Genomic DNA, 18,313 nt, shown 5'->3' with positions numbered 1-18,313 from the left:
ACAACTAGCGTATCTCTCGTTATGTGCTGTTCTCCACCCCCCCACCCCCCGGGGGGCGGCCGGCCGGGCCCCCCCCCCGCGGCGCGTTCAGGAGGCGGTGACCCCGAAGCTGTTGGTACGGAAGTCCAGGCCGCCGGCGGAGGAGGTGATCTCGTAGCCGAACTGGACGTTGCCGAGGGTGATGTCGCCGAACCAGCCCTTGGTGTTCTTGATCCAGTTGAGGACGGCGAGGATGTCGACCGTTCCCGCACTGGTGTTGCCGGTGCGGACGAAGGAGAAGACCGCGTTGGCGCCGTTGCTGCCCTTGTAGACGGTCCAGGTGTGACCGCCGAGGGTGACCGTGCCCTGCGAGGTCCCGAGCGGGCCGACCGGGCCGGTCCTGTTCATCCACAGCATGATCTCGTAGGCGTTGGCGGAGTCCCACACGTCGTACGCGGTCTCGTACGCGCCGCTGCCCGGGACCGTGACGTCGAAGCTGCTCTTCACGCTGGACAGCGCGGACAGCCGCTTGCCGACGTACTTGGTGGCGTTGGGGTAGGACTTGATGCCGCCGGTGTTGGGGTGGTTCGCCCAGACGCCCCAGTTGCTCGCGGAGTTGGCCCAGATGGTCTGGGCGCCGGCTCCGCTGCCCCAGACGTCGTTGTAGAGGGTGTAGCCGCCGGTGGACCAGGTGCCCCACTGGTCGGAGGACGACCAGGTGGCGGCCTGGGCGGGGGCGGCGAGCAGGCCGAGGACGGCGAGGAACGCCAGGACCGGCGTCAGCAGTGTCGTCCTCAGGAATGAGCGCGCGGCTCTGCGCATGGAGGAGCTCCCTTGGGGTGTGGGGGGTGGGTGGGGGGAGCCCCGCCGAACGGGAGGTTCAGGACCAGGTCCCGTCCGGCGGGGAGTCGGTGGGGGCGCGGGCGGCCGTCGGCCCCGGTCTGCACGCGCACCGTGCGGTCGCCGTCCGCCCGCAGGACGACCCGCAGCCGCCCGGCCGGCGCCGACCAGGACAGTTCGGTGACGGTGACGCCGCAGCGGGTGCGGATGCCGCGCAGGGTGCCGGTGGGGAGGAAGGGCGGCAGCGCGGGCAGCAGCACGATGCGGTCGGGGGTCGAGTGCAGCAGCGCCTCGATGAGCACCGCGGGCAGGGTGTGGGCCGCGTCGGCGTTGTACACCGTGCGGTCGGGGTAGTGCGAGCTCATCAGGCCGGTGTGGAAGAAGTCCCGGTCCAGGACGGAGCGCAGGGCGGCGGTCACGCGCGGTGCGTCGCCGAGCCGGGCGGCGACGAGCGCGGTGTGCAGATGGCCGTGGGCGGAGTCGTTCTCGGCGCCGCGCAGTTCGAGGGCGCGGCGGGCGGCGCGGGCCAGTGCGGGGGTGTCGCAGGGGTTGATCTCGTCGAGCGGCCACACGGGGTAGAGGTGGCTGATGTGCCGGTGGTCGTAGGCGTCGGGCGCGCGCGTCGGATCGCCCGGCCAGGACCACTCCGCCAGCGCGCCGTCCGCGTTGACGCGGTAGGGCGGCAGACGGTCGGCCAGGGCGGCGTGTGCGGGCTCACCGGTGGCGCGCAGGGCGTGCCGGGCGGCGGCGAGGTCCATGGTGGCGTTGGCCGTGACGGGGCTGTCGGCGCCGGCGGGGGTGTTCTCCGGGGAGTAGGAGGGGACGAGGACGAGCCTCCCGTCGGGGCCGGTACGGGTCAGGAAGTCCTGGTAGAACGCGGCGGTCTCGGCGAGCAGCGGGGCGAGGACCTCGTGCGCGAAGGCGTCGTCGCCGGTGACGGCGGCGTGGTCGAGGAGCGGGTGCAGCAGCCAGTCGGCGCCGGCGGTCCACAGGTGCAGCGGGTAGGCGTCGGAGAAGTGGCAGGCGCGACCGGACAGGCCGTCGCTGTGGGCGGGAGCGACGATGCCGCGGGTGCCGAAGAGCCGGGTCGCGTTGTCGCGCCAGTCGTCGAGCTGGGAGCGGACGAGAGCGGCCAGGGAGAGGGAGACCTCGGGCAGCGCCGCCACCGCGGCGGAGGACACCTGCAGGTTGAGGTTGGCGTCGCAGGTGAACGCGCCCTGCCAGGCCGTGTCCCAGTCGCCGGTCCAGATCCCGGTGAGCCGGGGCGGCAGCAGGCCCGAGGAGGACAGCAGATGGTGCCGTCCGGCGTCGAACAGCCGCTCCAGCAGGGCGAGGCGGAAGGTGTCCGGATCGGCGAGCAGCCTCGAGGCGGGCAGCGCGCGGTGCGCGGCCGGGGCGTCGAGGTCGAGCTCGACCCTGTCGTACGGCTCCTGGTGCAGGGGCCGGTGGCGAGCGAACAGCGCCTCGTAGGAGTCCTGTGCCGCGGGGGAGCCGGGGGCGCTCCAGGGGGCGACGCGGGTGAGGAGGGTGAGTTCCGTGCAGCCCTCGGCGGACGTTGTCGCGCCCGAGGTGCGCACCGTGCCTCCCCGGGCGATGACGCGGGTCCAGCCGGAGTACCCGAGGTCGCTGTCCGGGTAGCGCACGGAGCTGGAGGTCAGCGCCCCGCCCTCGCTCTCGGCCGCGGTGCTCTGCGCCTGGAGGCCGTCGGGAGCGCCGGGCAGCCGTACGTCGTGGTGGATCCGCGCGGTGATCGTGCGGTACGGGGGCGGGGTCAGGCGGTGGACGACGACGTCGTCGGCGCGGGAGACGAAGCACTCCGAGGCCCAGCGGCCGCCGTCCTCGGTCCAGGTGGTGCGGACGGTGCCGGTGCGGTAGTCGATCGCGCGGCGGTAGTCGGTGATCTCGGTGTGCGGGCGCCGGACGCGGACGGCGAAGGCGGGGTGGAACGGCCTCACCCACCGCAGGGGCTGCTCCCCGACGGTGCGGTGGACGGCGTCGGCGGCGCGGCCCGCCAGGATGTCGTCGCGCAGGGCCTCCAGCCCGTCGGCCAGGGCCGGCGCGCGGCCGTGCTCGGTGCCGTTGGGCCGGACGAGCAGGTGGTGGTTGACCACGACCTGCTCGTCGGCGGGCTCGCCGTGCACCATCGCGCCGTGCCGTCCGTTGCCCGTGAGGAGGGCGTCCTCCCAGCGGGCGGCGGGGGCCGGGTCCCAGTTGCCGCGCCGGCGGGGCGCCGTCACGCGCCGTCCTGCCGCAGCACGGCGACGCCGTACCGGTCGAGTTGGACCTCGCCGTGCAGGTCGCGGCCGGTGAGCAGGTCGGTGTGGGTGCCGGGGACCGGGACCGTGGCCGGGTGCTGCCCGTGGTTGAGGAGGAAGAGCAGGTCACCGCGGTGTACGGCCTCCACCGCGGCGGGGAGGCCGGGCAGCGGAGGCCGTACACCGCTCTCGCCGGCGGCGCGGGCGAGCAGGGCCCGCAGCGCCTGGGGTTCGGGCAGCACCGACACGTACCAGGCGGTGCCGTCCCCGTAGGAGTGGCGGGTCACGGCGGGGCGGCCGTCCAGGACGCCGCCCTGGTGGACCGCCACCGGCTGCGCGGTCGCGGGCTCCAGGTCCTCCGACCAGAGGGTGCCGGCGAAGGTGCCCAGGTCCGCGTCCTCGACGGTGACGGCTTCCCCGTCGTCGAGCGGCCACCACTCGTGGACCGCGGCCAGGCCGAGGAGGTCGCGCAGCCGGGCGTCGACGCCGCCGGGGCGGACGCGGTCGTCCTCGTCGGCGACCCCGGTGAAGAAGCCGCAGACCAGGGTTCCGCCGGCGCGGACGTAGGCGGCCAGGTTGTCCAGGGCGGCGTCGGTGAGCAGGTAGAGGTGGGGCACGAGCAGGAGCGGGTAGCGGCTCAGCTCCGCCTCGGGGTGCGCGAAGTCGGCGGTGATGCCGCCCTCCCACAGGGCCTGGTGCCAGGCGCGCAGCACCTGCTCGTAGTCGAGGAGGGTGGAGGGGCGGCCCGGTTGCCGGCCGGCCCACCAGGCGTTCCAGTCGTGCAGGATCGCCGCCCGCGCCTCGACGCGGCCGCCCACGGCGGGCGCCAGGCGGACCAGGTCCGCACCGAGCCCCGTGACCTCCTGGAAGGTGCGCCCGCCCGCACCGGTGTGGGTGAGCATCCCGGAGTGGAACTTCTCGCTGCCCTGGCGGGACTGGCGCCACTGGAAGAAGCACACGGCGTCGGCGCCGCGCGCGACGGCCTGCAGTGACCACAGCCGCATCAGGCCGGGCGGCTTGGGGTGGTTGACCCCGCGCCAGTTGACCGGGCCCGCGGCCTGTTCCATGAGCATCCACGGGCCGTCGGCCTGCGAGCGGGTCAGGTCCTGGACCATCGCGCCGTAGGCGCCGCCGTGCGGGTCCTTGGGGTCGGGGTAGAGGTCGACCGAGACGACGTCCTCGCGGGCGGCCCAGGTCCAGCCGTCCTGGCCGATCCACATCGGCATGAAGTTGGTGGTGACCGGCACGGCGGGGGAGTGCCGGGCGACGATGTCGCGTTCGGCGGTGAAGCACTCCAGCAGCGCGTCGGAGGTGAAGCGGCTGAAGTCCAGGCCCTGCGTCGGGTTGACGATGTACTGGACCTTGCGGGGCGGGACGATCTCCTCCCAGGCGTCGTAGCGCTGGCTCCAGAAGGCGGTGCCCCAGGCCTCGTTGAGCGCGTCCAGTGATCCGTAGCGTGCGGCCAGCCAGCGGCGGAAGTGGCGGGCGGTCTCGTCGCACCAGCAGCTGGTGCAGTACTCGTTGTTGATGTGCCACATCCGCAGCGCCGGGTGGCCGCGGTAGCGCTCGGCGAGGTCCTCGGTGATCTTGCGGGCGTAGTCGCGGTAGACGGGCGAGCTGGCGCAGAACTGGTTGCGCGACCCGTACCAGATCACCGACCCGTCCTCGGCGCGGGGCAGCGTCTCGGGGTGGCGGGCGCCCATCCAGGGCGGCGGCGAGGCGGTGGGGGTGGCCAGCACCGCGCCGATGCCGTGGGCGTCCAGCAGGTCGAGCACGCGGTCGAGCCAGCCGAAGTCGCGCGCTCCCGGGCGCGGTTCGAGGCGCGCCCAGGAGAAGACGCCGACGGTCGCGGTGTTGACGCCCGCCTCGCGCATCAGGCGGACGTCCTCCTGCCACACGTCCTCGGGCCACTGCTCGGGGTTGTAGTCGCCGCCGAAGAGGATCCGGCCGCGGGCGGCGTCGTTCAGATCGGGCATGGAGGGCACTCGCTTCGTCGGGGGCTGCGTCGAGGGCTGCGCCGGTGCTGTCGCCGCCGGGTCAGAGCGTGTCCGCGTACTGGATGCCGCGGCCGTTGGTGCCGAGGTAGACCCGGCCGTGGATGCGGGGGTCGCCGGTGACGGTCTGGCCGGTCCAGCCCCACTGGTGGGCGTCGTCGTTGATCCGCAGCCAGCCGGCGCCCGCGTCGTCGGAGCGGAAGACGCCGGTGACCCCCTTGATCCGGGCGACGTGGAAGAGCGCCGGGTACCCCCGCGGGGTGCGGGACCTGCCGAAGCCGAGGGTGTAGGAGGCCTCCACCCCGGCGACCCGCGCGAAGGTGGCGCCGCCGTCGGTGGAGCGCAGCAGGCCGCCGTCCTTGGCCGACAGCCACAGGTCGCCGCGGCGGCCGGGCGCGGCGCCGATGCGGTACTGGGTGTCGCCGGCGGGCAGCGCGGTGGCGGCGGCGGTGAAGGACGCGCCGGCGTCGGTGGAGGTGAACAGGGTCCCGGAGGCGGTGTCGTAGGCGTAGCAGCGGGCCGGGTCGACGGGGTCGGCCACCGGTGTCGCGCCCTGCGGGAAGGTGGCCACCTCGGTCCAGTTGGCGCCGTTGTCGGTGGAGCGCTGTGTCGGGTAGGTGGTGCCGCTCCAGTGGATCAGCGACCACAGCAGCGTCCGGCCGTCGGCGCTGACGCTGACGGGTCCCGGCGCGTTCGCGGCCTGCTCGGGCTGGGCGGCGAACGGCGTCCAGCTGCGGCCGCCGTCCTTCGACCAGGCGCCGTTGCGGGCCGAGGACCACCCGGTGCGGACCACGTACGAGGGCTGGAGCGCCGCCTGGTCCAGGCCGGTGGTGGAGCCGAAGACGGGGCCGGTGTACATGCCGGCGGCGGGGGAGGAGTCGAGGGAGTCGTGGTAGAAGCCGCCGATGTCGCCGAGCGCGGACAGCAGGTGGGCGGCCCCGGTGGGCGGGGAGATGAGCTTGGTGACGGCGGTCTCCTCCAGCCCGCGGATCTGCGGGGCCCAGTGGACCAGGTCGCGGGTGCCGAACACGGTGGCGCCGGTGCCGTAGACGACGTGGCGGGAGTCGAACGGGTCGATGCCGACGGTCTGGATCCACCAGCCGAACTTCGGCGCGGCCTCGCCCCAGCGCAGGTACGGCGTCTCGGCCACGTCCAGGACGGCGGTGTCCTTGAGCGAGGTCCAGCTCAGGCCGCCGTCGGTGGTGCGGAAGAGGGTGTCGACCTGTCCCCAGCGGTTGTTGGTGGAGACGATCACCGTGCCGGGGCGCCGGGCGTCGGCGGCCAGTCCCGCGTAGCCGAACCGGTCATCCTCGGCGGGTGTCACCGGCGTGATGTCGCTCCAGGTGCCGGCGGCGGTGTCGAGCGCCCATACCGCGCCGTCCGCCATGCCGCCCGGGCCGGGCGCGTCGGCGTAGCTGACGTACAGCGTGCCGTGGGAGTGGACGGCGTGCTGCGGGATGCGGGCACTGGCCCCGGTGGGCTGTCCGGGGACGGCCTCCCAGGTCACGCCGTCGGCCGTGCGGTAGAGCGCGCTGCCCCCGTCGCCCCAGCCCGCGTAGAGGACGCGTCCGGCCGCCGCGAGGAGGGTCACGCCCTGGCCGGTGGGCGAGGGTGCGCCGGGGAAGGCTTCGGCGCGGGCCCAGCTCGCACCGCGGTCGGCGGACCGCCACAGCCCGTCGTGCCGGGTGCCGAGCCACAGCACGGAACTGTCCCGCGGGTCGACGAGGAGGCGCTCGCCCGTTCCCCGCCCGTCCTCGTTCGCACCCAGCCGCACCGTCAGATCCGCCCGCGACCAGGTGGCGCCCCGGTCGTCGGAGCGCAGCACGGCGCCGGGGGAGGCCCACGACTGCGCGTAGGTGCCGACCGCGAGGTACAGCCGGTCGGGGTGGGACGGGTCGACGGCGAGGGCTTCGACGCCGAGCAGGTTCCAGTCGTCCCAGCCCAGCGCGTCGGTCAGCGCGGTCCACCGCGCGGTGCGCTCGTCCCACCGGTAGGCGCCCCCGATGTCGGTGCGGGCGTAGGCGAGGCCGCGCACGGCCGGGTGGAACAGCACGCCGGTCACGAAGCCGGTGCCGCCGATGGCCACGGTGCGCCAGCGGTGGGGCCGGGTGCGGGGGGCGTCGGGCTGCGCGGCGTGCGCCGGGAGGGCGGGCAGGGCGGCGGCGGCCGCGCCGGCGGCAGATCCGAGCAGCACACCGCGTCGGCTGGGCAGGGGCATGGCGAAGACCTCACTGTGCGGGGAGCGGGCGGAGGGGGTCGGACAGAGCGTCAGCCCTTGACGGCGCCGATGAGCATGCCCTTGTGGAAGTGCTTCTGGACGAACGGCGAGAGCACGGCGACCGGGAGCAGCGCCAGCACCATCACCGCCATCTGCACCGACAGGCTGGAGATCGCGCCGCTGCTGACGGCCTGGCCCATGGCGCCGGGCGGGACCTCCTGCTTGAGCACGATCTGCCGCAGGATCATCTGCAGCGGGTACTTCTCGCTGTCGTTGATGTAGATGCTGGCGTTGAACCACTGGCTCCAGTAGCCGACCGCGTAGAACAGCGAGACGACGGCGATCACGGCGCGGGACAGCGGCATGACGATCCGGAACAGGATGCGCCACTCGCCGGCTCCGTCGATGCGGGCGCTGTCGATGAGTTCCGGTGCCACGCCCATGAAGAACGAGCGGAGCACCAGGATGTTGAAGACGCTGATCGCGCTGGGCAGGATCATCGACCAGTAGCTGTCCTGCAGTCCGATGCCGGTCACCAGCAGGTAGGTGGGGATCAGGCCGGCGCCGAAGAACATGGTCAGCATCAGCGTCATCAGGACGGGGCGGTGGGCGAAGGAGCCGGTGCGCGACAGTCCGTAGGCGCACAGGACGGAGACCGCCATGCTGAACGCCGTCCCGACCACGGTGACCGCGATGCTGACCAGGGCGGCGCGGGTGACGATCCCGCCGCTGAGCAGTTCGGTGTACGACCGGAAGGTGATGGTCTGCGGCCAGAGAACCAGGCCGCCGGCCTCGGTGATGGTCCGGCTGTCGGACAGGCTGGTGACGACCACGACCCACAGCGGCGCCAGGATGGCCAGGCAGACGACGACGAGGGACAGTCCCTTGATCCCCTGGCCGATGGCGCTGGGTTCCTCCTCCCACACCGGTCGTCTGCCGGTCCTGTCGATCTTCTCCAGGGGCGTGGCGCCCCGGCGGTCCGGGTCGGTGAGTACGGCGGTCATTTCTTGGAGTACACCCCCTGTTCGCCCAGCAGATGGGCGGCCCGGTTGGCGAGCAGCACGAGGAGCACGCTGAACACGCCCTTGAAGATTCCGGCGGCGGCCGCGTAGCCGAAGTCGCCGGTCTTGATGCCCGTCCACCACACGTAGGTGTCGAGGATCTCCGAGGCGCCGGGTCCGACCGCGTCGCGCTGGAGGAGGATCTGTTCGAAGCCGGCGTTGAGCGAGTCGCCCACGCGCAGCACCAGCAGCAGGGCGATCACCGGGCGCAGCGCGGGCAGCGTGATGTGCCACATGCGGCGCCAGCGGTTGGCGCCGTCGACGGCGGCGGCCTCGTACAGGTCCGGGTTGACGGCGCTCAGCGCGGCCAGGAAGACGATCACGCCCCAGCCCGCGTCCTTCCAGACCGCCTGCCAGGTCACCAGGAACTTGAACAGCCCCGGGTTGGTCATCAGGTCGAAGCCGTCCACGCCGTGCTGGCGCAGGTGCTGGGCGATGAGCCCCGCACCGCCGAACATCTGCTGGAAGACGGTGATGACCAGCACCCAGGAGAAGAAGTGCGGCAGGTACACGATCCCCTGCACCCAGGCGCGCACCCGGTCGTTGAAGACGCTGTTGAGCAGCAGGGCCAGGGCGATGGGGATCGGGAAGAAGAGGATCAGCTGGGTGAAGGTGATGCTGAGGGTGTTGCCGATCACCTCCCAGAAGCGGTAGTCGTCGAAGAGCCGCTGGAAGTTCTCGACGCCGACGAAGGGGCTGCCGGTGATGCCGGCGCCGTAGACGTCGTACTCCTGGAACGCCACCACGTTGCCGAGCAGCGGCACGTAGTTGAAGATCAGCAGCAGGACGACCGCGGGCGCCGTCATCAGCAGCAGGGTGCGGTCGCGCCGGAAGCGCTGCCACCGGGTGATCCCCCGGGCGGGCGGCGGCTCCGGCGCCGGGGCCGCCGCCGGGGTGGCGAGGCGGTCCCGGGCCGCGTCGCCGTCCGCGGGCTGCCGGGGCAGCCCCGCGGCGACGCGGACCCGCGTCCTCACGCCCCGCTGCCGTTCTTGTCGAGGATGTCCTGGTAGAAGGCGCGCAACTGCTCGCCGCCGCTCTTCTTCCAGGTGCTGACGGCGTCCTCGACGGCGCTGACGGGCTTGCGGCCGCGCCGGATGTCCTTCTGCAGGTCGTCGAATCCCGTGTAGAGGGAGGCGTAGCGGGTGGGTTCGACCACCTGCATGCCGTAGAACAGCGGCTTCTTCAGGTGCGGGGCCTGGCGGGCCATCCAGCCCGCGTAGTCCTTGACCATCTGCGGCTGGTCCGGGTGGGCGATCGACGGCGGCGGGGCGGCGAGGAAGTACAGCGTGGCGGGCTGGGCCTCCTGGACCCCCTGGTCGGTGAAGGCCGGGGCGCCGTCCTTGAGGTGGTAGTGCGTGCCCTCGACGCCGTAGTTGACGAGCTGGAACTCCTTGGAGCCGAACGGGGCGGCCGCGAAGTCGGCGATCGCGAGCAGCTCCTCGACCTTCTCCTTCGGGAGGTTCTTGTTGATGAAGCTGAAGATCCCGGCCTGGTCGTCCTGCCACAGCAGCGGGGTGCCGCCGTCGGCCGCGAAGTAGTCCAGCGCCTGCATGTCGAACTTCGGGTTCTGCTTGGCCTGTTCCGAGACCATGCCGTACCAGCCGCCGGTGCCGTCCTGGTACATGACGGTCTGGCCGGAGGTGAAGCGGATCTTGGCGTCGCCGTCCTTGCCCGCGTCGGCGTCGGGGTGGACCAGCTTCTGGTCGTGCAGCTTGCGGGCGAAGGCGAGGGCCTCGCGGTACTCCTGGGTCTCGATCTTGTGGACGAGCTTGCCGTCCTTGAGCTGCCAGTAGTGCGGTGCGTCCGGCAGGACGCCGTAGAGCTTCTGGATGCAGACCCACAGGTCGTCGAAGGCCCACCGCTTGTTCTTCGCGTCGGTGACGGACTTGCCGAAGGAGACGAACTCCTCCGCCGTCTTCGGCAGCGCCACGCCGGCGGCGTCGACGAGGTCCTTGCGGTAGAAGAACGCGTTGCCGAGCACGCCGCCGGAGTTGGGCAGCCCGCGCAGCTTGCCGCCGAAGACCGCCATCTGCCAGGCGCCGGTGGGGATGGCCGCGAGGTTCGGGTACTTCTTGACGGCGTCACCGGACAGGTACGGGCCCAGGTCGGCGAACTTGTTCTCGATGGCGTTGCGGATCTGGCCCTGCATGTTCCAGCCGGGGATGGTGACCAGGTCGGGGATGCCGCTCGAGGCGAGCACCGCGCCGATCTTCTCCTGGTAGGTGGTGCCGTCCAGCGGGTCGAACTCCATCGTGGCGCCGAGCGCCTCGTCGACCGCCTTGTAGTAGGCGTTGTCCTTCTTCGGGACGGTTCCCCAGATGGGGGTCATCGCCTTGAAGGTGCTGCCCTTGCCGGGCTTGGCCTTGACCGAGACGACCAGCGGGTCGGGGAGCTTGGTGAAACCGGGGCTCGATCCGTTCACCCCGGGGATGTCCGGGGTGACGAGCGTCGAGGGCACGTAGGCGGGGAGCACCTTCTTGAGGGCGTCGCCGGTGGCGACGCTTCCCTTGTTCGCGGTGCTCTTCGACGACGAGCAGGCGGTGAGCAGCGGACCGCCCGCGGCGATCGCGGCGACGGCTATCGCGCCGGTGAGGAAGGTTCTGCGGCTGGGGGCGGCCGGTTCGGCCGGAGCCGGGGCCTGGGAGTTCGGCATTGCGTCAACCCTTCGTGGCGGCGCCAGGACACGTGGCGGAGCACGCCGGCCGGCATCTCAATGGGGTCAGGCAGAAGAGGAAAACCCTCGGTCGAAGCGCTTCGATGTTGCGATGAGGTTAAGTGTGCGTGGCGGGCCGCGCAAGAGTTCGCAGTGCACGGAATCGCCGACCGCACCCGCAAGGGACCGGGAACTTTGGGCCGTTACCGTCGCATGCCTTGACAGAGTCCACCCTCCGCACCAGCATCGAAGCGCTTCGAAACCCGTACTCTCGAGGCGTTTCTCGCCTGTTCCACTCGAAGGGGCCCGTGTGACCACCGACGACCTGCCGTTCCGCGATCCCCGACTCCCCCTGGCCGCCAGGGTCGAGGACCTGATCGGACGGCTCACGCCCGACGAGCGGATCGCGATGCTCCACCAGTTCGCCCCCGCGGTGGCGCGACTGGGCCTCGACGCCTTCCGCACCGGCCAGGAAGCGCTGCACGGCGTCGCCTGGAGCGGTCCGGCCACCGTGTTCCCGCAGGCCGTCGGACTCGGCGCGAGCTGGGACGCGGAGCTGGTGCGCGCGGTCGGCGAGGCCGTCGGCACCGAGGTGCGCGCGATGCGCTCGCGCGACGCGCGCGTCGGGCTCAACGTCTGGGCGCCGACGGTGAACCTGCTGCGGGACCCGCGGTGGGGCCGCAACGAGGAGGGGTACGCCGAGGACCCGCGCCTGACCTCCGACCTCGCCACCGCCTACACCGCGGGGCTGCGGGGCGACGACCCGGAGCACTGGCGCACCGCGCCCGTCCTCAAGCACTGGCTGGCGCACAACAACGAGACGGCCCGCGACACCACGTCCTCCTCCGTGCGCCCGCGGGTGCTGCACGAGTACGACCTGCCCGCCTTCCGCGGCGCGGTCGAGGCGGGGGCCGTCGCCGGGGTGATGCCCGCCTACAACCTGGTCAACGGCCGCCCGAACCACCTCTCCCCGCTGCTCGACGAGCAGCTGCGCCGGTGGACCGGCCAGGACCTCGTCGTCTGCTCGGACGCCGGCGCCCCGTCGAACCTCGTCGACTCCGAGCACTACTTCGACACCCACGAGGAGGCGACGGCCGCCGCGCTGCGCGCCGGCGTGGACAGCTTCACCGACCACGACCAGGACTCGTCGAAGATCATCGGCAGGGTGCGCGGCGCGCTGCGGCAAGGCCTGATCGACCAGAAGGACGTCGACACCGCGGTCCGCCGGCTGCTGGCCCTGCGCCTGCGGCTCGGTGAGTTCGACCCGGATGGGGGCCCGTACGCGGCCGTCGGCCCGGACTCCCACGACACCCCCGCCCACCGCGCGCTCGCGCTGCGGGCGGCCGAGGCCGCCGTGGTGCTGCTCAAGAACGACGGGCTGCTGCCGCTGGACGCGGCCGGCCCGCGCACCGTCGCCGTCATCGGCCCGCTCGCCGACGAGGTGAAGACCGACTGGTACAGCGGCAGCCTGATCCGGCGCGCCTCGCTGCTGGACGCGCTGCGTGAGCGGCTGGGCGCCGACCGGGTGCTCTTCGCCGAGGGCGCGGACCGGATCCGGCTGCGGACGGACGACGGCTGGGTCCAGGTGCCGGAGGCGCACGACGCCGCCGGGCCGCCCGGCGACGAGGCCTCCCTCAACCCGGCCCACCTCACCGGCCGCACCGACGTGCCCCCCGTGCGCCTCGGCGACCGGCCCACCGAACTGACCGTGACGCAGTGGGGCGAGGGCCTGCTGACGCTGCGCGCGCCCTCCGGCCGCTACCTGACCGTCGCCGAGGACGGCTTCGTACGGGCCGCCGCCGACCGGCCCGGCGGCTGGGTCGTGCAGGAGACGTTCGAACTGCAGCAGCACGGCGACACCCACCTCCTCAGGCACCCGGGCACGGGCCGGTACCTGCAAGTCACCGCCGACGGGCTCAAGGTTGCCGAGCAGGGCACCGCGTTCACGGTGGAGACCACCGGGCACGGTGTGGAGGAGGCGGCGCGGGCCGCTGCCGCCGCCGACACCGTGATCGTCGTGCTGGGCAACGACCCGCACATCAACGGCAAGGAGACCGAGGACCGGCGGACGCTGGCGCTGCCCGAGCGGCAGGACGCCCTCTGGCGCGCCGCCCACGCCGCCAACCCGCGGACGGTCCTCGCCCTGACCTCCAGCTACCCCTACGCGGTCGCCGCGGCCGATGCCGCGCTCCCCGCGCTGCTGTGGACCGCGCACGGCGGCCAGTCGGCCGGCACCGCCCTGGCCCGGGTGCTGTTCGGCGACGTCTGCCCGTCCGGACGGCTGCCGCAGACCTGGTACGCGGCCGACGAGGACCTGCCCGACCTGCTGGACTACGACATCATCACCGCCGGCTCCACCTACCTGTACTTCCGCGGCACGCCCCTCTACCCCTTCGGCCACGGGCTGTCGTACACGTCCTTCGACCACCGCGACCTGGCCCTGTCACTCGACGGCGACACGGTCCGCGGCACGCTCACGGTGACCAACACCGGCGGCACGGCGGGCACCGAGACCGTCCAGCTGTACGCCGGGGCACCCGCCACCGGGGTGCGGCGGCCCGCCCGCACCCTCATCGCGCACGGCCGGCTGTCGCTGCCGCCCGGCGGGTCCGGCACGCTGTCCTTCACCGTGCCGCTGGCCCGGCTCGGCTTCTGGGACGTGGCCCACGGGCGGTGGACCGTCGCACCGGGCGGCTACGACATCCACGCCGGCGCGTCCAGCACCGACATCCGCCTGACGCGGACCCTGACCGTCGGCGGCGAGCCGCCCGCCCCGCGCGACGTGCGCGGGCGCGGCCTGGCGGGAGCGGACTTCGACGAACAGAGCGGCGTGGTGCTCGTCGACCGCACCAAGGAGCGCGGCGACGCGGTCGCGCCGGGCGGTACGGAGCCGGGCCGGCTGCTCTTCCGCGCCTGCGACTTCGGCGGGGAGGGACCGGGCACGGTGGTGGCGCGGGTCGCCCACGAGGGGACGGCCGGCGGGGCGTCGGTCGAGCTGTACCTGGGCGACGGCACCGCGCTGGCGACCGTCGACGTGCCGGTGACCGGCGGCCGCTACGCCTACGCGGAGGTGCGGGTACCACTGGACACCGCTCCGGCGGGCGTGCAGGACCTGCACCTGACGCTGCACGGCCCGGTGCGCCTGGACCGGCTGGACTTCCCCGGCCGAGCCGGCTGACCTGCTGCCCGCGCGCACGCGAAGGACGCCCCCGGCCCGACGGCCGGGGGCGTCCTGGCGTGTCCTACGAACCGATCGGCAGCACCGCCCCGTCCCGCAGGAAGAGCGGGATGCGCTCCAGCGGCGCGGGCACCGTCACCGACTGCCCGCCCGCGTACTCCTCGCCCGTCCACGCGTCCGTCCACCGCGCGCCCCGCGGGAGGTACACGGTGCGCTCGCGGGCACCGGCCTCCAGCACGGGGGCGACCAGCAGGTCGGGGCCGACGAGATAGGCGTCCCCGACCCCCCAGGCCGCCTCGTCCCGGGGGAACTCCAGGAACAGCGGGCGCATCGGCGGGATGCCGTCCTCGTGCGCGGTGCGCATCTGCGCCAGCAGGTACGGCTTGAGGCGCTCGCGCAGCCGCAGGTAGTCGGTGAGGATGCCGTACGCCTCCTCGCCGTACGACCAGACCTCGTTGGGGCCGCCGGTCATGTCGGGGCCGAGCGGCATGCCCGGGTCGCGGAAGCCGTGCAGCCGGAAGAGCGGGCTGAAGGCGCCGTACTGGAACCACCGCACCAGCACCTCCCGGTAGGCGGGGTCGTCCGGGTCGCCGCCGTGGAAGCCGCCGATGTCGGTGTTCCACCAGGGGATGCCGGACAGCGCGACGTGCAGCCCGGCGGTGACCTGGTCGCGCAGCGTGGCGAAGTCCGTGCCGATGTCGCCCGACCACAGGGCGGCGCCGTAGCGCTGGCTGCCGGCCCACGCGGAGCGGTTGAGGGTCACCACCTCCGCGTCCCCGGCGGCGAGCAGCCCCTCGTGGAAGGTGCGGGAGTTCTCCCGCGGGTACAGGTTGCCGACCTCCAGGCCGGGCCCGGCGTGGTAGCGCAGGTTGGCGGAGTGGCCGGGCTTGAGCTCGGGCTCGCAGGCGTCCAGCCAGAACGCCTTGATGCCGTAGGGGGTGAGGTAGTTGTCCTTGATCCGCTGCCAGACGTAGGCGCGGGCCCGGGGGTTGGTGGCGTCGTAGAAGGCCACCTGGACCGGCTCCGCGACCTGCTTGTCCGGCCAGTCCGCGTGCGCCATCGGACCGTACTCGGTGCCGATGAAGTGCCCGGCCTGCTCCATCGGCTGGTGGGTCTCGCTGAGCGGCGAGACGGACGGCCAGACGGAGACGGCGAGCTGCACGCCCATCTCGGCGAGTTCACGGGTCATCGCCGCGGGGTCCGGCCACTGCGCCGGGTCGAACTTCCACTCGCCCAGGTGCGTCCAGTGGAAGAAATCGCAGACGATCACGGCGAGCGGCAGCCCGCGCCGCCGGTACTCGCGGGCCACGCCGAGCAGTTCGTCCTGGGTGCGGTAGCGCAGTTTGCACTGCCAGAAGCCGGCCGCCCACTCGGGGAGCATCGGGGTGCGGCCGGTGACCGCGGTGTAGCGGCGCTGCGCGGCGGCCGGATCGCCCGCCGTGATCCAGTAGTCGGTCTGCCGGGCGCTGTCGGCGACCCAGCGGGTGCCGGTGGCGGCCAGCTCGACGCGGCCGATCGCCGGGTTGTTCCACAGGAAGGTGTAGCCCCGGCTTGAGGTGAGGACCGGGATCGTCACCTCGGAGTTGCGCTGCACCAGGTCGATCACGGCGCCCTTCTGGTCGAGCAGGCCGTGCTGGTGCTGGCCCAGCCCGTACAACCGCTCCCCGTCGTAGGCGCGGAAGCGCTGCTCGATGCGGTGGTAGCCGTTGCCGGTGGCGGTGCGCAGCCGCGGGCCGGGCCACCAGAAGTGCGCCCGCTCCTCGGCGAGGAGTTCCTCGCCGCTGTCGGTGCGCAGGAAGCGCACCATGCCCTCCGCGTCGACGGTCGCGGTGATCGCCCCGTTGACCAGCAGCGCGTGGCCGTCCTCGATCTTGACGGCCGCGGCGGGGGCGGCCGGCAGCTCGTCCAGCAGGGCGCCGGGCAGGTCGTCGAGCAGCGGGCCGCCGAGCCGGGCCCGCACCCGTATCGCGTCCGGGCCCCAGGCCTCGATGCGCAGCGTCTCCTGGCGGCCGGTCCACTCCAGGCCGCCCGCGCGTTCACCGAACGTGCCGGCCGTGGGCGAGGACTGGGCGAGGGACACAGCGGGCGGCGGCTGACTCACAGGGGGTCTCCTTCGGGGAGCGGGGGGTCTGCGGGCGTGCGGCATCGCGGTCCGGCGGCGATGGCTGCGGGACCCGGGATGCGGCGGAAGGTCTCAGACGGTGGGTGCGGGCCCGGTGCTGCCGCGCACGGTCAGCTGCGGGGGCAGCAGCGTGAGGGGGTGCGGATCGCGGCCCTCCAGCTTGCCTATCACCAGCTCGACGGCCCGGCGCCCCATGTCCTGGGCGGGGATGGCCACCGAGGTGAGCCGCACGGACGCCTGCTCGGCGACCTGGTCGGGGCAGATCGCGATCACCGACACGTCCTCGGGGACCGCGCGGCCCTGCTGCTGGAGCAGGCTGAGCAGCGGGCCGACGGAGGACTCGTTCTGCACCACGAGGGCGCTGGTGCGGGGCCGTTCCTCGAAGATGCGCGACAGGACCCCGGCGGTGGACTCGTAACTGCCGTCGCAGGGGCGGTGGATGAGCCGCAGGTCCCGCTCGCGGGCGCGCCGGCGCAGGCCCTCCATCGTGCGCTCGGCGAAGCCGGTGTGCCGCTGGTAGACCGCGGGGGCTTCGCCGATCACCGCGATGTCGCGGTGCCCGAGGTCGGCGAGGTGGTCCCCGCAGAGCTCTCCGGTGGCGGTGAAGTCCAGGTCGACGCAGGTCAGTCCGGACGGGTCGGACGGCAGTCCGATCAGGACGGAGGGGTGGACGGAGTCGCGCAGCAGCGGGACGCGTTCGTCCTCCAGCTCGACGTCCATCACGATCATGGCGTCCGCCAGCCCGCTGCCGACCACCCGCCGCACGGCGGCGGGCCCCTCCTCGCCGGTCAGCAGCAGCACGTCGTGCCCGTACTGGCGGGCGGTGGTGGCGACGGCGATGGCGATCTCCATCATCACCGGCACGTACATGTCGGTCCGCAGCGGCACCATGAGGGCCACGATGTGCGACCGGCTGCTGGCGAGCGCCCTGGCCCCGGCGTTGGGGTGGTAGCCGAGTTCCTGGATGCTGCGCTCGACGCGGTCGCGGGTCCCCTCCGAGATCGAGCGCTTGCCGCTGAGGACGTACGACACCGTGCTGGCGGAGACACCGGCGTGCCGGGCGACCTCGGCGAGCGTGGCCATAGAGGGTCTCCATCCGACGAGGGCGAGGGGGTTGCACAGGACAACCTACCGATTGAAGCGCTTCGATAACACTTGCGACCCTGTCCCGTGACAGCTGCCGCGTGTCGACACTAGACGCGCCCTAAGCTGCTGTCCAGAGTCCTGTCGAAGCGCTTCAACGCCCGTACTGAAACCCGTCGGATACCTTGCGTCGCCCGACGCGCCCGGGCCGCTACCGCTGGGCTCCGGACCGGCGCCGTCGCACGACCAGCAGGGCGGCGGCCGCCGCCGCGACGACCGCTGCGGCGATCCCCGTGATCACCAGGGCGGACGACGACCCCGCGTCGCCGGCGCCGGCGGCCGCGGTCGGCTGCGCGGCGGGGTGGTTCGGGGCGGGCGCGGTGGTCGGCGCGGCGGTGGTCGGCGCGGGCGTGCCCCCGGTCGGGGCGGGCCGGCCCGGAACGACCGTGACCTGCAAGGTGGTCTTCCCGGCGCCCATGGCCGGGAACGCGGACTCGGCCGAGATCTGCCAGCTGCCGGGCGGCAGCGGTACGGCGACGGTGTAGGTGCCGTGCGCCTGGTCCAGCGCGGTGAGCGGCCACGGCCCGACCTGCCGTCCGTCCGCCGCCGTCGCCTGCAGGGTCGCGGCGACCTTCTCGTCCACCGGGTGGTGGTCCTCGTCCCAGGTGGCGGTGACCGTCAGCCGGCCCTCCGCGTTGCCGGTGATCTCCAGATGGATGGTGTCCCCGTGCGCGGACGCCGGCCCGGTGGACAGCAGGCAGAGCAGGGTGACGAGGACGACCAGCAGCGCGGCCACGGGCGGCCGCGGCGGGCTAAGGGGCGGGCGGGGCATCTGGGACCGGCTTTCGGGAGGTCGGGACGGGGGCGGGGCCGGCGGGGGCGGCCCGCGGGAGCACCGACGGGCCCGCCCGGTGGGGCGGGCGGGCCCGT

The 18,313-nt window shown here is 73.3% G+C and carries 11 protein-coding genes; 1 reads left to right on the top strand and 10 read right to left on the bottom strand.

Annotation, left to right across the window (positions count from 1 at the left end; genetic code table 11):
- Window positions 1-87: 87 nt before the first annotated feature.
- The 7 genes from ABZ721_RS37815 to ABZ721_RS37785 all read right to left on the bottom strand — a co-directional run bounded on the left by ABZ721_RS37815 (window position 88) and on the right by ABZ721_RS37785 (window position 10,928).
- Complete coding sequence (locus tag ABZ721_RS37815) at window positions 88-801, bottom strand: hypothetical protein (protein ID WP_358793353.1); 714 nt, start codon at window positions 799-801, stop codon at window positions 88-90.
- Window positions 774-3,056, bottom strand: coding sequence for a glycoside hydrolase N-terminal domain-containing protein (locus ABZ721_RS37810; protein WP_358793352.1), 2,283 nt, complete (start codon window positions 3,054-3,056; stop codon window positions 774-776). The genes ABZ721_RS37815 and ABZ721_RS37810 overlap by 28 nt, the downstream gene beginning before the upstream one ends.
- Window positions 3,053-5,050 (bottom strand): beta-galactosidase, encoded by a 1,998-nt coding sequence (locus ABZ721_RS37805; protein ID WP_358793351.1) that lies wholly within the window; start codon window positions 5,048-5,050, stop codon window positions 3,053-3,055. The genes ABZ721_RS37810 and ABZ721_RS37805 overlap by 4 nt, the downstream gene beginning before the upstream one ends.
- Window positions 5,051-5,111: 61 nt before the next feature.
- Window positions 5,112-7,286 (bottom strand): 1,4-beta-glucanase, encoded by a 2,175-nt coding sequence (locus ABZ721_RS37800; protein ID WP_358793350.1) that lies wholly within the window; start codon window positions 7,284-7,286, stop codon window positions 5,112-5,114.
- Window positions 7,287-7,336: 50 nt separating this feature from the next.
- On the bottom strand, window positions 7,337-8,290 hold the full coding sequence (locus ABZ721_RS37795; RefSeq protein ID WP_358793349.1) for a carbohydrate ABC transporter permease: 954 nt from the start codon (window positions 8,288-8,290) through the stop codon (window positions 7,337-7,339).
- On the bottom strand, window positions 8,287-9,321 hold the full coding sequence (locus ABZ721_RS37790; RefSeq protein WP_358793348.1) for an ABC transporter permease subunit: 1,035 nt from the start codon (window positions 9,319-9,321) through the stop codon (window positions 8,287-8,289). The genes ABZ721_RS37795 and ABZ721_RS37790 overlap by 4 nt, the downstream gene beginning before the upstream one ends.
- Window positions 9,318-10,928, bottom strand: coding sequence for a Tat pathway signal sequence domain protein (locus tag ABZ721_RS37785; RefSeq protein WP_358793364.1), 1,611 nt, complete (start codon window positions 10,926-10,928; stop codon window positions 9,318-9,320). Before ABZ721_RS37785 ends, ABZ721_RS37790 begins: the two co-directional genes overlap by 4 nt.
- Window positions 10,929-11,310: 382 nt before the next feature.
- On the opposite strand from ABZ721_RS37785, the gene ABZ721_RS37780 reads away from it, so the two are divergent.
- Window positions 11,311-14,178 carry a glycoside hydrolase family 3 C-terminal domain-containing protein gene (locus tag ABZ721_RS37780; RefSeq protein ID WP_358793347.1) on the top strand — a complete coding sequence of 956 codons (2,868 nt, stop codon included), beginning with the start codon at window positions 11,311-11,313 and terminating at the stop codon, window positions 14,176-14,178.
- Between the two features lie 64 nt (window positions 14,179-14,242).
- Here ABZ721_RS37780 and ABZ721_RS37775 read toward each other — a convergent pair whose 3' ends face one another.
- The 3 genes from ABZ721_RS37775 to ABZ721_RS37765 form a co-directional block, all read right to left on the bottom strand.
- Complete coding sequence (locus tag ABZ721_RS37775) at window positions 14,243-16,324, bottom strand: glycoside hydrolase family 31 protein (protein WP_358793346.1); 2,082 nt, start codon at window positions 16,322-16,324, stop codon at window positions 14,243-14,245.
- Window positions 16,325-16,372: 48 nt separating this feature from the next.
- The gene (locus ABZ721_RS37770) at window positions 16,373-17,383 is read right to left on the bottom strand and encodes a LacI family DNA-binding transcriptional regulator (RefSeq protein ID WP_358793345.1); all 1,011 of its coding nucleotides are present in this window, start codon (window positions 17,381-17,383) and stop codon (window positions 16,373-16,375) included.
- Between the two features lie 211 nt (window positions 17,384-17,594).
- A complete protein-coding gene (locus tag ABZ721_RS37765) occupies window positions 17,595-18,179 on the bottom strand; it encodes a hypothetical protein (protein WP_358793344.1) in 585 nt (194 codons plus the stop codon).
- Window positions 18,180-18,313: the final 134 nt, after the last annotated feature.

It is taken from the genome of Streptomyces sp. NPDC006733, assembly GCF_040636125.1.
In the GTDB taxonomy this organism is placed as follows: domain Bacteria; phylum Actinomycetota; class Actinomycetes; order Streptomycetales; family Streptomycetaceae; genus Actinacidiphila.
The sequence above is the reverse complement of the archived record's forward strand: the minus strand, read 5'-3'. Positions and strand labels throughout refer to the sequence as shown.

Excerpts from the sequence above, each read along its gene's own strand:
- ABZ721_RS37805 (WP_358793351.1), bottom strand. The coding sequence starts at position 5,050 with ATGCCCGATCTGAACGACGCCGCCCGCGGCCGGATCCTCTTCGGCGGC.
- ABZ721_RS37800 (WP_358793350.1), bottom strand. The coding sequence starts at position 7,286 with ATGCCCCTGCCCAGCCGACGCGGTGTGCTGCTCGGATCTGCCGCCGGC.
- ABZ721_RS37815 (WP_358793353.1), bottom strand. The coding sequence starts at position 801 with ATGCGCAGAGCCGCGCGCTCATTCCTGAGGACGACACTGCTGACGCCG.
- ABZ721_RS37795 (WP_358793349.1), bottom strand. The coding sequence starts at position 8,290 with ATGACCGCCGTACTCACCGACCCGGACCGCCGGGGCGCCACGCCCCTG.
- ABZ721_RS37775 (WP_358793346.1), bottom strand. The coding sequence starts at position 16,324 with ATGCCGCACGCCCGCAGACCCCCCGCTCCCCGAAGGAGACCCCCTGTG.
- ABZ721_RS37770 (WP_358793345.1), bottom strand. The coding sequence starts at position 17,383 with ATGGCCACGCTCGCCGAGGTCGCCCGGCACGCCGGTGTCTCCGCCAGC.